This window comes from Microbacterium sp. ISL-59, assembly GCF_018613945.1.
Classification (GTDB): domain Bacteria; phylum Actinomycetota; class Actinomycetes; order Actinomycetales; family Microbacteriaceae; genus Microbacterium; species Microbacterium oxydans_B.
This window is the reverse complement of record NZ_JAGGPG010000002.1, coordinates 1,021,266-1,034,507: the sequence shown is the minus strand read 5'-3', so window position 1 is coordinate 1,034,507 and position 13,242 is coordinate 1,021,266. Positions and strand designations below refer to the sequence as shown.

14 protein-coding genes are annotated in these 13,242 nt (G+C 70.8%); 6 read left to right on the top strand and 8 right to left on the bottom strand.

Annotated elements, in window-relative coordinates:
• Positions 1-16: 16 nt before the first annotated feature.
• Entirely contained in the window at positions 17-361 is a 345-nt protein-coding gene (locus J7E45_RS09055) for a nuclear transport factor 2 family protein (RefSeq protein WP_215068640.1), read from the bottom strand.
• Positions 354-1,103 (bottom strand): SDR family NAD(P)-dependent oxidoreductase, encoded by a 750-nt coding sequence (locus J7E45_RS09050; protein WP_215068639.1) that lies wholly within the window; start codon positions 1,101-1,103, stop codon positions 354-356. The genes J7E45_RS09055 and J7E45_RS09050 overlap by 8 nt, the downstream gene beginning before the upstream one ends.
• A gap of 76 nt (positions 1,104-1,179) precedes the next feature.
• Between J7E45_RS09050 and J7E45_RS09045 the strand changes: the two genes are divergently transcribed.
• A complete protein-coding gene (locus tag J7E45_RS09045) occupies positions 1,180-2,154 on the top strand; it encodes a C-terminal binding protein (RefSeq protein ID WP_215068637.1) in 975 nt (324 codons plus the stop codon).
• A 13-nt stretch (positions 2,155-2,167) separates the two neighbouring features.
• Entirely contained in the window at positions 2,168-3,022 is an 855-nt protein-coding gene (locus J7E45_RS09040) for a fumarylacetoacetate hydrolase family protein (RefSeq protein ID WP_215068635.1), read from the top strand.
• Positions 3,023-3,122: 100 nt separating this feature from the next.
• On the opposite strand, the gene J7E45_RS09035 is transcribed toward J7E45_RS09040, so the two are convergent.
• The 6 genes from J7E45_RS09035 to J7E45_RS09010 form a co-directional block, all read right to left on the bottom strand.
• Positions 3,123-3,971 (bottom strand): SMP-30/gluconolactonase/LRE family protein, encoded by an 849-nt coding sequence (locus tag J7E45_RS09035; RefSeq protein ID WP_215068633.1) that lies wholly within the window; start codon positions 3,969-3,971, stop codon positions 3,123-3,125.
• Positions 3,968-4,729 carry a spermidine synthase gene (locus J7E45_RS09030; RefSeq protein WP_215068631.1) on the bottom strand — a complete coding sequence of 254 codons (762 nt, stop codon included), beginning with the start codon at positions 4,727-4,729 and terminating at the stop codon, positions 3,968-3,970. The genes J7E45_RS09035 and J7E45_RS09030 overlap by 4 nt, the downstream gene beginning before the upstream one ends.
• The gene (locus J7E45_RS09025) at positions 4,726-5,598 is read right to left on the bottom strand and encodes a hypothetical protein (protein WP_251053546.1); all 873 of its coding nucleotides are present in this window, start codon (positions 5,596-5,598) and stop codon (positions 4,726-4,728) included. Before J7E45_RS09025 ends, J7E45_RS09030 begins: the two co-directional genes overlap by 4 nt.
• A gap of 67 nt (positions 5,599-5,665) precedes the next feature.
• Positions 5,666-6,904 (bottom strand): D-mannonate dehydratase ManD, encoded by a 1,239-nt coding sequence (manD, locus tag J7E45_RS09020; RefSeq protein ID WP_215068628.1) that lies wholly within the window; start codon positions 6,902-6,904, stop codon positions 5,666-5,668.
• A complete protein-coding gene (locus J7E45_RS09015; protein WP_215068626.1) occupies positions 6,901-8,085 on the bottom strand; it encodes an N-acetylglucosamine-6-phosphate deacetylase in 1,185 nt (394 codons plus the stop codon). The genes manD and J7E45_RS09015 overlap by 4 nt, the downstream gene beginning before the upstream one ends.
• A complete protein-coding gene (locus J7E45_RS09010) occupies positions 8,082-8,864 on the bottom strand; it encodes a 6-phosphogluconolactonase (RefSeq protein WP_205828929.1) in 783 nt (260 codons plus the stop codon). The genes J7E45_RS09015 and J7E45_RS09010 overlap by 4 nt, the downstream gene beginning before the upstream one ends.
• A gap of 138 nt (positions 8,865-9,002) precedes the next feature.
• On the opposite strand from J7E45_RS09010, the gene J7E45_RS09005 reads away from it, so the two are divergent.
• The 4 genes from J7E45_RS09005 to J7E45_RS08990 are packed head-to-tail and all read left to right on the top strand — an operon-like array spanning position 9,003 to position 13,021.
• On the top strand, positions 9,003-10,019 hold the full coding sequence (locus tag J7E45_RS09005; RefSeq protein WP_308162088.1) for a LacI family DNA-binding transcriptional regulator: 1,017 nt from the start codon (positions 9,003-9,005) through the stop codon (positions 10,017-10,019).
• A gap of 33 nt (positions 10,020-10,052) precedes the next feature.
• Complete coding sequence (locus tag J7E45_RS09000) at positions 10,053-11,054, top strand: Gfo/Idh/MocA family protein (protein ID WP_215068622.1); 1,002 nt, start codon at positions 10,053-10,055, stop codon at positions 11,052-11,054.
• Positions 11,055-11,110: 56 nt separating this feature from the next.
• Positions 11,111-12,142 (top strand): Gfo/Idh/MocA family protein, encoded by a 1,032-nt coding sequence (locus J7E45_RS08995; protein WP_167633629.1) that lies wholly within the window; start codon positions 11,111-11,113, stop codon positions 12,140-12,142.
• 15 nt (positions 12,143-12,157) lie between these two features.
• Positions 12,158-13,021: a Gfo/Idh/MocA family protein gene (locus tag J7E45_RS08990; RefSeq protein ID WP_215068620.1), complete on the top strand. Its 864-nt coding sequence runs from the start codon at positions 12,158-12,160 to the stop codon at positions 13,019-13,021.
• Positions 13,022-13,242 lie beyond the last annotated feature (221 nt).

The window sequence follows — 13,242 nt, the reverse complement described above, 5'->3', positions numbered from 1 at the left end:
CGAGGTCGCCGCGGCTTCAGGCCTTGAGCATCGAGGCGCGGGAGATCACCCCGTCGACCACGTCGAAGGTCGCGATGGTCTCGGTCGCGACGCCCGCGTTGATGACCTGCTCCTGCGCGACGACCCAGCGGGTGCCGAAGAGCACGCTCGTCTCGATCACGCACGACAGCTCGGGGTTCTGCAGCCGCGGCCCGTAGAACGCGCGGATCGCGGCCGAGCCCACCACCGGTTCGGGAGCGACGCCGGTGATCACGGCATCCGCGGCGTAGGTCGCGACGAAGGCGTCGAGGTCGTGCGCGTTGAACGCGTCGAGCTGCGCCTGGACGGTGTCGATGGCGGAGCGGGCAGAGAGGTCAGTCAATGCGAACGCCTCCGTTGACGTCGTAGGTGGCGCCGGTGATGAAGCGGGCGCGCTCAGACGCGAGTGATGTGATGATCCAGGCGACGTCCTCCGGCTGGCCGAACGCGCCGAGCGGGATGCCGGATTCGAGCTTCTCGCGGCCCGCGCCCTGCAACTGGTCGGTGATCGCGCTCTTGACCGGACCGGGGGTGACCGCATTCACTCGGATGCCCTCCGAAGCGAGGTGACGGGCGAAGCTGCGCGTGATCGCGAGGATCGCCCCCTTGCTGGCGGCGTAGTGGATGCCGGTCTGCAGCGCGCCGACCTGCCCGGCGATCGACGCGATGTTGATCACGGAGCGATCTCCCTCGGCGGCCCGGAGCAGCGGAAGAGCGCCGCGGGTGAGGAAGAACGTGCCGCGGGCGTTGGTCTCGAGGACCATGTCCCACTCGTCGAAGTCGATGTCGTCGTAGGCGGTGTACGGGCACACGCCGCCGTTGTTGATGAGCACGTGCAGCGAGCCCCAGGCATCCGTGATCTCGCCGACCAGCGCGTCGATCGACTCGCGCTCGCGCAGGTCGAGGCGCGAGACGTGCACCTCGGGGGCGCCGGCCGCCCGGCACTCCTCGGCGACGCGGAGAGCTTCGGCTTCCCGTCCGGCGTACGTGATCCAGAGGGCAGTGCCCTCGCGGGCGAGGTCGAGGGCGGCGGCGGTTCCGATACCGGAACTGGCCCCCGTGATCAGAGCGCGGCGCGTAGTCATGCGTCCGATGCTATAGCAAATGATGGACAACCGTAGTGCTGTGCAGACATCTGCTAGATGCTATAGCATCGCTGTCATGACTGCGCCCTTCATCCTCGTCAGTGACTGCGACCTGCCGGGAACCGTCATCGAGGACACCCTCCGGCAGGCCGGGCTGCGCGCCGAGCGCGCCGTATCGGGCAGCTTCGACGACATCGCCGCCGCCGGTTCCGACGCCGAAGGGCTCGTCGTGCAGTGGGCGCAGATCACCGGCGAGGTGATGGACCAAATGCCGAACCTGCGCATCATCAGCCGCGTCGGCATCGGCTACGACATGGTCGACGTCGAGGCCGCCACCGCCCGCGGCATCGCCGTCGCGAACACCCCCAGCTACTGCATCGAAGAGGTCGCCGCGCACACCATCGCGATGATCATGACGCAGGCCCGCGGCCTCCCCGCCTACGACCGCGCCGTGCGCGCCGGCACCTGGAAGGCCGTCGACGCCCGCCCCCTCGCCGTGCGCCCCTCGGCCACCACCGTCTCGGTGCTCGGCTTCGGCCGCATCGGGTCGATGGTCGCCCGCGGATGTCGGGCGCTGGGCTTCCGCGTCCTCGTCGCCGACCCCTACGCCCCCGCCGACTCCGTGCGCGATGCCGGGTGCGAGCCCGTCGAGATTCCGGATGCCGTGGCGCAGGCCGACATCCTCACGCTGCACGTGCCGCTCACCGACGAGACCCGGCACCTGGTCGATGCTGCGGCCATCGCGACGATGAAGCCCGGCGCTGTCGTGGTGAACACGTGCCGCGGCCCGCTCATCGACGAGGAGGCACTCGCCGCCGCGCTGCGCGCCGGGCACCTGGGTGCCGCCGCCCTCGATGTGTTCGCAGGGGAACCCCTCGCCGCGGACTCGCCGCTGCGCGACCTCGAGCAGGTGCTGCTGACCCCGCACGCCGCCTGGTTCTCGCCCGAGGCGCTGGCGGATCTGCCCGTGCACGCGGCCGAGAACATCATCCGGTACCTCGCCGGTGAGCCCGTGCCGATCGTCAACCCGACCTACGCCGCCGCGCGCTGACCGAAGGATCATCATGGAACTGCTGCGACTGGGCCCGGTCGGCCACGAACGTCCGTACGTCCGCGAGGCCGGCATCGTCTACGACCTCTCGCCGCTCACCGCCGACATCGACGGCGCGTTCCTCGCGTCGGACGGTATCGCTCGCGTGCGCGCGGCACTGAGCCGCGGCGAGCTGCCCACGGCCGACGTCGAGGGCCTGCGCATCGGCTCGCCCGTCACGCGTCCGACCGCGGTGGTCTGCATCGGTCAGAACTACGCAGCGCACGCGGCCGAGTCGGGGTCGCTGCCGCCCGAGCATCCGGTGATCTTCTTCAAGCATCCGAACACCGTCGTCGGCCCGGACGACGTCGTGCTGCTGCCGCCGGGCGCCGAGAAGGTCGACTGGGAGGTCGAGCTGGCGATCGTGATCGGCAAGACGGCCCGGTACCTGTCGTCGCCGGATGCCGCGCGCGAAGTCATCGCCGGCTACACGATCTCGAACGACGTCTCCGAGCGCGCGTACCAGCTCGACGTCTCGGGTGGGCAGTGGTCGAAGGGCAAGTGCTCCGAGACGTTCAACCCGCTCGGACCCGCGCTCGTGCCCGCGGACGAGGTCGACCCGCAGGCGCTGCGGCTGCGCTCGTTCGTGAACGGCGAGGCGCGTCAGGACTCCTCGACCGCGGACATGATCTTCCCGGTGCTGCAGATCGTGCACGAGTTGAGCCAGTATCTGGTGCTCGAGCCGGGCGACGTGATCAACACCGGCACGCCGCAGGGTGTCGCGCTCTCCGGACGGTTCCCGTACCTGCAGGACGGCGACGAGATGACGATCGAGATCGAGGGTCTCGGCCGACAGCACCAGCGCACCGAACGGGTGCACCTGGGCTGACCGCCGCTCGCGCCCGGCGGCCTGTGTCCGGGGCACGGTTCCTTTTGCTGAGTGCACCGTGCCTCGGGCAGAGGCCGTCGGGCTCTCGGCAGAACCCGTCTCAGCCGGCGAACAGCGTGACCGGCAGCCCGCGCACACCGGTCTGCACGGCGAACACCGAGCCCGCCTCGGTGCCGTGGTCGTCGGGGAGGCCCTGCGCTGACGTCGTGATGTAGAGCGTGCCGAGGTCGTCGCCGCCGAACGTGCACGCCGACACCTGCGGCACGGGGAGCTCGATCGTCTGCACGAGCACTCCGGTCGCGTCGTAGCCGTGCACGGCGCTGCCGCCCCAGAGGGCGACCCACACGCTGCCGTCTGCGGCGACGGTCAGCCCGTCCGGGGAACCCTGCTCCTCGGGGATCACGACGAACGCCCGCCGTCCGCGCAGCTCGCCCTCGGCCACGTCGAACACGTCGATGCGGTGGGTGGCGGTGTCGACGTAGTAGGCGCGGCGGCCGTCGGGTGAGAAGCCGATGCCGTTCGAGATCGTCGCCCGAGGCAGCACAGTCGAGACCGCGAGCTCCGCGTCGAGCCGCAGCACGAATCCGCCGTCCGGTGCGGCGTCGTAGGCCATGGAACCTGCGAGCAGGCGGCCGCGCGGGTCGCAGCATCCGTCGTTCATGCGCACGTGCGGATCCTCGTGCAGGGTCGCCACGGCGCGCGTCTCGCCGTCGACGTCATCCGCGAGGTAGAGCGTGCGGGCGCCGACCGCCACCAGGCCGCCGTTCGTGCGCGGCCGGGCGAACGCCAGGTACTCGTCGTCGATGTGCTGGCGGGTCACACCGTCGGTTCCCAGCGTCAGCAGATCGCCAGCCTCCCCGTCGACCCACCGCAGTCCACCCCAGCCCGGCCACCACACGGGACCTTCGGCGTGACGGGCGACGGGACCGGTGACGTTCTCCGGGGTCATGCTTCTTCTCTCGGCTGGGTGCGCGCGGCGGCGTCGAGCGACACGGAGTCCGCTCCACGACTGCGCGCGACGTACACGGTGTTCGACGACACCCCGTCGGTCACAGGATTGTCGAAGTCGACGATGTGGGCGACGGCATCATCGAACACGACGTTCAGCTCGGCCATGAAATCGTCGTCGGGCGGATCATCCGACCACAGGGCGAAGACCCCTCCCGCGGCGAGGTGACGATCGAGGGCGCGCAGGCCGGCGGCGTCGTACAGGTCGGCGTGCGTCGGGTCGAGCTGGTGGCGGGGAGAGTGGTCGACGTCCAGAAGGATCGCCGAATACCCGCGGTGCCCCTCAGCGGGTGCCGACCGCATGACGGCGAAGAAGTCGTCTTCGACCAGACTCGTGCGCGCATCCTCGACGAGTTCCGCCGACGCGGGCAGGAGCTTGCGCTCGTGCCAGCCGATCACGGCGCCCAGTCGATCGATCACCGTGAGCGATGCCACCCGCGCATCGCGCAGCGCCGCGACGGCGGTGTAGCCGAGCCCGAGCCCGCCGACCAGGACCGAGAGGTCGTCGCCGACCACCGCGGCGAGGCCTAGATTCGCGAGCTCTTCCTCTGCCACCGTGAACAGGCTCGACATCAGGTACTCGTCGCCGAGCTTGACCTCGTAGATCTCCTGCCCGACCGCCGGCTCCGTGCGCCGGCGCAGCATGAGGTCGCCGATCGGCGTCGTCTGCCAGTCGAGCTCTTCGAACCGAGTGATCACCGCGGCATGCCTCCGTCGTCGTCGCCCGGCAGGGGCGGGATGCGGGCGGGGCCCGCGGGTGTGTTCGCGTCTCGGGGTTTCTCGTCGCGGAGGGGTAGTCTCATCCGCTCGGGCTCCGGGGCGGTCGTCTCCGGGGCGGAGATCTCCTTCGCCACCTGCTTCTCGAGCACCGTGACGGCGTCGTCGGAGAGCAGGATGAGGCCGTCGAGCTCTTCGCGCACGCGCTTGTAGGCGACGTTGCGCTCGGCCTGCGTGGCCGACTCGTCGACCGCGACCTTGAGCAGCTGCTGAGCACGTTCCAGACGCTTGCGCTCCGGCGCGGTGAACGTCGAGTCGCGCAGCCGCCGGGCATCCTTCTCGGCGATCTCGAATGCGACCGCGTAGTCGCCCACGGCCTGCAGGTACTCGGTGATCTGCTGCTCCGACACCTTCACCTCGGCGGATGCCGGACGCAGCGCATCCGCCGTCTTCTTCGCGCGCAGGAACGCGGCGGTCAGCGGCTGACGGCCATCGCTCATGGCGGGGAAGGCGATGAGCTTCGCGACGTCGAGCTCGTAGTCGAGCCAGCGCGCGGTGATCTCGTCGTGCTCGGCGAACAGTCGCGCGACCAGGTCGTTCGGGACGACGGATGCCGTGGTGTCGACCAGCGAAGGGCCGCGGCGCTTGGCCTGCTGGGTGAGCGCGCGCGCCTCGATCTCGGCCGTCTTCAACTGCGCCTTCATGCGAAGCGTCTCCAGTCGGCGCTCGTGACGACGCTTGGAACCCTGCTCCCACGCCTTCGCGGCACCGCCCCCCATCGCCATGATGGGGAAGATGAGCCACCAGTAGTGCTGCGCGAAGTTCCAGAAGCCCTGGATGAACTCGTCCATGATGCGTTCAGCCTACTGCGCGGGGTGGTCGCGCCCGAGGTCTCTCACGGGCGCGACCACCCCGCGTTCACCAGTCGTGGACGGTGCCGTCGAGCAGGCGGTTGTAGGGGAGGTAGGCCTGCTCGTAGGGGTACTTGCCCGCTTCGTCGGTGTCGAGCTCGACGCCGAGGCCGGGCTGGTTCCCGGGGTGCAGGTATCCGTCGGTCCAGGTGAACGACTGCTGGAAGACCTGGTCGGTGCGGGCGCCGTGCTGCATGTACTCCTGGATGCCGAAGTTGTGGATCGACAGTCCCAGGTGCATCGCGGCGGCCATGCCGACCGGAGAGATGTCGGTCGGCCCGTGCATGCCCGACTTGATCTGGTACATCGCCGCGTAGTCGAGCGTCTTCTTCAGGGCGGTGATGCCGCCCATGTGGGTGACGGCTCCGCGGACGTAGTCGATGAGCTGGTCGCGGATGATGTCCTTGAAGTCCCACACCGTGTTGAAGATCTCGCCGATCGCCAACGGCGTCGTGGTGTGCTGGCGCACCAGGCGCAGTGCTTCCTGGTTCTCGGCCGGCGTGCAGTCCTCGAGCCAGAACAGGTCGTACGGTTCGAGGTCTTTGCCGAGCCGGGCGGCCTGGATGGGGGTCATCCGGTGGTGGCCGTCGTGCAGGAGGGGGATGTCGGGACCGAACTCGTTCCGCACCGCCTCGAACACCCCGGGGAGGTGGTTGAGGTAGGCGCGGGTGTCCCAGTCCTCCTCCACCGGCTTCGCGCCGCGGCGGGCGGGTTCGTGGTCGTACCGGGCTTCGCCGCCCCCGGCGTCGGCCGATTGCGACGCGATCCCGTAGATCGCCTTCAACGTGGGCACCCCGGTCTGCACCCGGATGGCCTTGTATCCCTGTTCCTGGTGCGCGCGGATCGAGTCGAACAGCTCCGGGAGTTCTTTGCCCGACGCGTGCCCGTACGCCATCAGGCCGTTCCGGGAGGCGCCGCCGAGCAGCTGGTAGACGGGGAGGCCGGCGACCTTGCCCTTGATGTCCCACAGCGCCATGTCCACCGCGGCGATCGCGGCCATCGTCACCGGGCCCCGCCGCCAATACGCGCTGCGGTACAGGAACTGCCACGTGTCTTCGATGCGCGACTCGTCCGCCCCGATCAGCAACGGCACGACGTGCTCGGTCAGATATGCGACGACCGCGAGCTCCCGCCCGTTCAACGTCGCATCGCCCAGCCCCGTCACCCCGTCGGCGGTCGTGATCTTCAGCGTCACGAAGTTGCGGTCGGGACTCGTGACGATCACGTCGGCCCTGTCGATGGTCATCGGGTTCCTCCTGCGGTCGTGCGGGCGTCGGCGGACTCGGTGGCGGGTTCTCCCGCGATCAGCACCTCACGCGGCGTGATCGAGCGCTCGCCGGGTGCCCAGTCGAACAGCAGCACGTCGGCGCGGGCTCCGACCGTCCAGTGCGGGCCGTCGCCGAGGACGGCTGCGGGGGCCGATGTCGCGAGCCGCAGCGCCGCCGACAGCGAACCGGTGAGGCGGGCGACGGTCGCGACACCGACGTCGAGGGTCTGCACCGAGCCCGCGAGGAACCCGGTCGACACGTGCCGCAGTGCTCCGTCGTCGGCGAGGTGCACGCCACCGCCGACCGTCGAGACGCCGTTCTCCCGCAGGGCCGTGGGCGTGGCGACGGCGTCGCTCACGAGGAAGATGCCGTGGTCGCGCTTGGCGGCGATCATGGTCGCGAGCGTGGCATCTGGCAGGTGGTGGCCGTCGGCGATGACACCGGCGGTGAGCCGGCGTTCGGCGAGCTGAGTCCACAGGTAGTTCGGATGCCGGGGGAGCACCGCATGCGCGCCGTTGCCGAGGTGCGTGGAGAGCGTGGCGCCGGCGTCGACGACCGCGGCGATCTCGGCATCCGTCGCGTGGGTGTGCCCGACCGCGACCCGCACGCCGTGCGCGACGAGGAAGCGTGTGGCCTCGACGGACCCCGGATGGTGCGGAGACAGGGTCACGACCCGGAGCAGGCCGGGAGCGGCGTCGAGCCAGGTCTGCAGCTCGGCGATGGCCGGGGGACGGATGTGCGCGAGCGGATGCACGCCGCGGGGGCCGTCCTGCTCCGACAGGCTCGGTCCTTCGACGTGGATGCCGCCGACCGCGCGCGAGGTCGCGGTCGAGGTGCGCACGGCCTCGTCGATCGCACGGATGCGGGCGAGCATCTCGGCGGGCGAGGCGGTGATGACGGTCGGCAGGAATCGCGTGACGCCGTGTGCGGCGAGAGACTGTGCCATCGCCGTGATGTGGGCCGGCGAGGGCTCTGCCGCATTCGCGTCACCGTCGAGGTGGCCGTTGACCTGCAGGTCGATCAGTCCGGGGCCGATCCAGGGGGCGCCGTCACCGGGGTCGGCGGTCGGGGTGAGGGCACTGATCCGGCCGTGCTCGACGACGACCTCCAGCCCGCCCGCGCCGAGGGCGTCGCGACCGTGCAGCGTGCGCGCGGTCATCGCGCCGCCTGGGCCGCCACGGCCGGTGCGGGATGCAGCAGCGATGCCGCGTCACGGTCGACGTGCACCTCGCAGCGCGAATGCCGCCGCAGCACCGTGCACGGCCAGTGCGAGCTGATCGGCTCTTCGACCAGGGCGCGCACGGCCTCGGCCTTGCGCGCATCGGGCACGGCGCACACGAGGTGGGCGCCGTTCATCAGCGCCGGGATGGTCAGCGTCAGTGCGTGGGTGGGCACGGCCTCGAGCGTATCGAAGCAGTCGTCGTCGACCTGCTGCACGCGGCTGGCGAGGTCGAGTTGCACCACGCGCACCGGGCACGGGTCGCCGAGGTCGGCGTCGGGCGGATCGTTGAACGCGATGTGGCCGTTCACGCCGATGCCGAGGCACACCAGGTCGATGGGTCCTTCGGCGAGCAGGGCCGCGTACTCGTCGGTCGCCGCCTGGGCGCCGAGCTCGGTGCGCATGGGGTGGAACGCGGCGGGCTGCACCGCATCGACGAGGTGGGTGCGCAGCCAGTTGCCGAAGCGCTGGGGTGCCGCGGGGTCGAGATCGAGGTATTCGTCCATGTGCAGGATCGTGATGCGGTCCCACGGGACGTCGGGCTCGGCGGTGAGGGCTCGGTACACGTCGAGCTGGCTGGGGGCGGCGGCGGCGATCATCCGAGCGGTGCCGCGAGCGGCCACGGCTTCGCGCAGGGTGCGCGCCGCCGATCGCGCGGCGGCAGCGCCCATCGCGGCGCGGTCGGGGTGGGCATGCAGGGCGAACGTCGTCGTGCTCATGATTCGCAAGATTAATGCAACCGCTTGCAAAGTCAAGCCCCCGAATGGGATCCGTTTCGCGTTCTCGCCGCCCCCACGAGGAGATTCCCGGGGGTTCGCACGCGCGCAGCCACGGTGCACGGGCTTAGTGTGTGTGACGTGACAGGCAAGAGGAAGACGGCATCGACGTCGGTGACGATCGGCGACATCGCCCGTGTGGCCGGCGTCTCGCGGTCGACGGTTTCCCGTGCGTTCAGCCGCCCCGAGCTGCTGAACCCCGAGACGGTGCGACGCGTCAAGGCCGCGGCCGACGAGCTCGGTTACGTCATGAACCACGCCGCGCGCGCGCTCTCCACCGGTCGCTTCGGCAACGTCGCCGTGGTCGTGCCCGACATCGCCAACCCGTTCTTCCCGCCGCTCGTGCGCCGCGTGCAGACGCTGGCCGACGCCGCCGGCTACGCGGTGTTCCTCGGCGACTCCGACGAGATCGCCGACCGCGAGGCCAACCTCACCTCGCGCCTCAGCGCCCAGGTCGAGGGCTTCGTCCTGGCCTCGCCGCGCCTCGACGAGGACCGCATCCGCGAGCTCGACGCCTCGCGCCCCGTGGTGCTCGTGAACCGCGACATCGAGGGCCTGGCGCGGGTGCTGATCGATCCGAGCGGAGGCCTCGACGAGGCTGTCGCGCACCTGCACCGCCTCGGCCACACCCGCGTGGTCTACCTGTCGGGGCCGCGCGAGTCGTGGTCGGACCAGCAGCGCCGGGCCGCCCTCGCCCGGGCCGCCGAGCGCGCGGGACTCGAGGTCATCGTGCAGGAGCTGGGGCGCCCGAGCTCGGCCAGCGGACGCGACGCGGTCGGCGGCATCCTCGCCTCCGAGGCGACGGCCGTGATCGCCTTCGACGACGTGGTCGCCCAGGGCGTGATGGCGGGGCTCGCGCTGCGCGGCATCGACGTTCCCCGCGACATCAGCGTGATCGGATGCGACGACACCCTCGCCTCCGGCACGCATCCGGCCCTCACCACGATCTCGGCCGCCTCGGCGGCGGCGGGCGATGCGGCAGCCGAGCTTCTGCTCGGCGTGCTCGCCAGCGGGGAGCGCTCGGATGCCCGCGTGACGATCGCCACGCACCTCGTCGTCCGGGCCACCACGGAGGCTGCGCACACGATCGGCGGTTGACCATGCAACCGGTCGCATGATTTACTGTCGCCCATGCCTCGGATCGCGATCATCGGTGCCGCCCATCCGCACGTGGACTACGTGCTCGACGAGCTGACCCGCGCCGACCGCGCCGCGTTCGAGCTCGTCGGTGTACAGGACTCCGACCCTTCTGTCGCCGCGCATCACGCCGCCCGCTTCGGCGTGCCCGCCTTTGACCGCGCCGAGGATCTGCTCGCCGAGGGCGTCGACGTCGCCGTGATCGCCGGTGTCTACGGAGCGCGCGGAGCAGATGTCATCGCCGCCCTCCGCGCCGGTGCCCACGTGCTGGCCGACAAGCCGCTGTGCACCTCGCTCGCCGAGCTCGACGAGATCGAGGCCGTGGCTGCCGAGGTCGACCGCACCGTGAACCTGCTGCTCGAGAAGCGCGGTTACCCCGAGACCCTCGCCGCACTCGATGTCGTGCGCGCCGGAGAGCTGGGCGACATCGTCGGCGTCACCTCGTCGGGCCCCCACAAGCTCAACCGCACCCAGCGGCCGGACTGGTTCTTCGACCCGGCGCAGTACGGCGGCATCCTGACCGACCTGTCGGTGCACGACCTCGACGCCGCGCTCCTGTTCGCGCCGGCCGACGAGGGCGTGATCCGGGGAGCCGTCTCGGCCCCGCTCGACGGCGCCGAGGGATTCGCGCGCTACGGCTCGGCCACCCTCACGACACCGAACACCGTCGTCTCCGCCGAGGTGAGCTGGCTCACCCCGCAGGCCTCCGACGTGCACGGCGACTACCGGCTGCGCCTGGTCGGCACCCGCGGGACCGCGGAGATCTTCTGGGCCCGCGGCCGTGTCGAGGTAACGACCGACGATCAGCCGACCCGCGTGCTCGATCTGCCGTCGGGGCGGCGTCCGGCCGAAGAGGCGCTCGACGCCTTCGCCGACGGGCGCACCCCCGAGGTCGGAACCCGGGACTCGCTCGCCGCGACCCGACTCGCCCTCCTCGCCCAGGCCTCCGCCGACCAGGGCGGCACCGCGCTGGCCTGGTCGCGCCCGGCCGACTGAGACCCCCGCCGACTGCGCCGACACCTCCGGCATCCACCCCCACGACAGGAGACATCATGACCGAACCGCTGCGCATCGCGATCGTCGGCGCCGGGGTGATCGGCGCCGTCCACGCGCGCCTCGTCGCGGCTCTCGGCGATGCCGGCGTGCTCGCCGCGATCGTCGACGTCGACGAGGCGCGCGGGCGTGCGCTCGCCGAGCAGTACGGCGTGCCGTTCCACGCGTCGGCCGCCGAGGCCTATCGCGCCGAGAGCGTCGACCTCGCCGCGATCTGCCTGCCCAGCGCCTTCCACGCCGACGCGGTGGTCGCCGCCCTCGACGCGGGGGTGGACGTGATCGTCGAGAAGCCGATCGACGTCACACTCGAATCCGCCGATCGGGTGCGGGCGGCCGAGCGCGCCTCCGGGCGCACGGTCTCCGTCATCAGTCAGCGCCGCTTCCAGCCGGTGGCCTCGTTCATCCGCCGCTCGATCGACGAGGGCGCGCTCGGGCGCGTGACGTCGGGCGTCGTGGAGTCGGCGTTCTTCCGCCCGCAGGAGTACTACGAGTCCGGCGACTGGCGCGGCACCGCGGCCATCGACGGCGGCGGTGCACTCATGAACCAGGGCATCCACGCGCTCGACCTGCTGCTGTGGATGCTCGGCACTCCGGTGTCGGTGAGTGCGAAGACCGGCCGCCTCGCGCACGAGGGCATCGAGGTGGAGGATGTCGCGGGCGCCACGATCGAGTTCGAGAGCGGCGCCATCGGCCTGCTGCTCGCCAGCACCGCGGCCTACCCGGGGCTGCCGGTGCGCCTCGCCGTGCACGGCTCGCAGGGCACCGCGGTGATGGAGAACGACGGGCTGTCCTTCTTCGCCTCGGCCTCTGCGCCGCAGCCCGACGCCGACTCGCTCGTCGAGCACGATGTGCCCGAGGGGTGGAGCGACGTCGACATGGCGCATCGCCGGCAGTACCTCGACGTCGTGAGCGCGATCCGCAGCGGCGGTCGCCCCGCCATCACCACCGACGACGGCCGCCGAGCGCTGCAGGTGGTGCTCGCCGTGTACGAGTCGGCCCGCACCGGTCGTCCCGTCGACCTGCACGAGTGAAAGAGGATGAGAGACATGGAAACGAAGAACGTCGCGATCGTCGGCATCGAGAACAGCCACGCCGAGGAGATCATCCGCTACCTCAACGTCGAGCGGCCGGATGACGTGCCGGTGCGTGTGGTGGCGCTCGTCGCGGGCGAGGACGACCGCACGCGCGAGCTCGCGGAGCTCGGCGGCATCGAGCAGATCGTCGCCGAGTCGGGCGACCTGCTCGGCAGCATCGACGCGCTCATCGTCACCTCGCGCGACGGGGCGCTCCACCGGGCGCACGCCGTGCCGTTCCTCGAGACGGGAACGCCGGTCTGGGTCGACAAGCCGCTGGCGGCGAGCGTCGCCGATGCGCACGAGATCGTCGCCGCGGCCGAGCGCGGTGGCACGGTGCTCACCTCGTCGTCGGCGCTGCGCTGGGTGGCCGACACCGACGCGATCACCGAGGGCCTCGGGTCGATCGGCGAGCTGCAGGCGGTCACCGTGACGGGGCCCGCGGATGCGGCCAGCCCGTACAGCGGCATCTTCTTCTACGGCATCCACATCGCCGACGTGGCGCAGCGCCTCGTGCCGGGGGAACCCGAGGACATCGACGTGCAGCGCCTCCCGGGAGGGGTCGTCGCGCGCTACCGCGTTGGCGGCGTGCTCGTCACGCTCGAGTTCATCCGCCCCGACGGCGACGGTCAGGTGCCGTTCCGCGCGACGGCTGTCGGCGGCCACGGGGTCATCAGTCGCGACATCGTGCTCGGCGCCGACTACGTGCAGCCCGGCGTGGACGCGTTCGCCCGGATGCTCGCGACGGGGGAAGCCCCGATCCCCACGGCGCAGCTGCTCGCACCGATCGCGGTGCTGGAGACCGTCGCCCGCACCACGGCGGCCATCGCCGTCTGATCTTGTGCAACGCGGTGCAGGGATCACGCCCCCGAAGGTCGTGATCGCTGTACCGCGCTACCCGCACGCGCTGACTTATCCCTGGTAATCAAACAGAAACACAACCGTTACACCCTCTTCAACGAAGAAGCTATTGTAATGCAACCGTTTGCACGTTAGCGTGAGAAATGGTTGAAACACCCGTTCATCGGGCGCCTTTCGGGCCCGTCGAGGAAGACCAT

What these genes read in the sequence shown, in the direction of transcription:
- manD (WP_215068628.1), bottom strand. Translation starts at nt 6,904, where the DNA reads ATGACCATCGACAGGGCCGACGTGATCGTCACGAGTCCCGACCGCAAC.
- J7E45_RS08995 (WP_167633629.1), top strand. Translation starts at nt 11,111, where the DNA reads ATGACCGAACCGCTGCGCATCGCGATCGTCGGCGCCGGGGTGATCGGC.
- J7E45_RS09035 (WP_215068633.1), bottom strand. Translation starts at nt 3,971, where the DNA reads ATGACCCCGGAGAACGTCACCGGTCCCGTCGCCCGTCACGCCGAAGGT.
- J7E45_RS09015 (WP_215068626.1), bottom strand. Translation starts at nt 8,085, where the DNA reads ATGACCGCGCGCACGCTGCACGGTCGCGACGCCCTCGGCGCGGGCGGG.
- J7E45_RS08990 (WP_215068620.1), top strand. Translation starts at nt 12,158, where the DNA reads ATGGAAACGAAGAACGTCGCGATCGTCGGCATCGAGAACAGCCACGCC.
- J7E45_RS09050 (WP_215068639.1), bottom strand. Translation starts at nt 1,103, where the DNA reads ATGACTACGCGCCGCGCTCTGATCACGGGGGCCAGTTCCGGTATCGGA.
- J7E45_RS09025 (WP_251053546.1), bottom strand. Translation starts at nt 5,598, where the DNA reads ATGGACGAGTTCATCCAGGGCTTCTGGAACTTCGCGCAGCACTACTGG.
- J7E45_RS09010 (WP_205828929.1), bottom strand. Translation starts at nt 8,864, where the DNA reads ATGAGCACGACGACGTTCGCCCTGCATGCCCACCCCGACCGCGCCGCG.
- J7E45_RS09000 (WP_215068622.1), top strand. Translation starts at nt 10,053, where the DNA reads ATGCCTCGGATCGCGATCATCGGTGCCGCCCATCCGCACGTGGACTAC.
- J7E45_RS09040 (WP_215068635.1), top strand. Translation starts at nt 2,168, where the DNA reads ATGGAACTGCTGCGACTGGGCCCGGTCGGCCACGAACGTCCGTACGTC.
- J7E45_RS09045 (WP_215068637.1), top strand. Translation starts at nt 1,180, where the DNA reads ATGACTGCGCCCTTCATCCTCGTCAGTGACTGCGACCTGCCGGGAACC.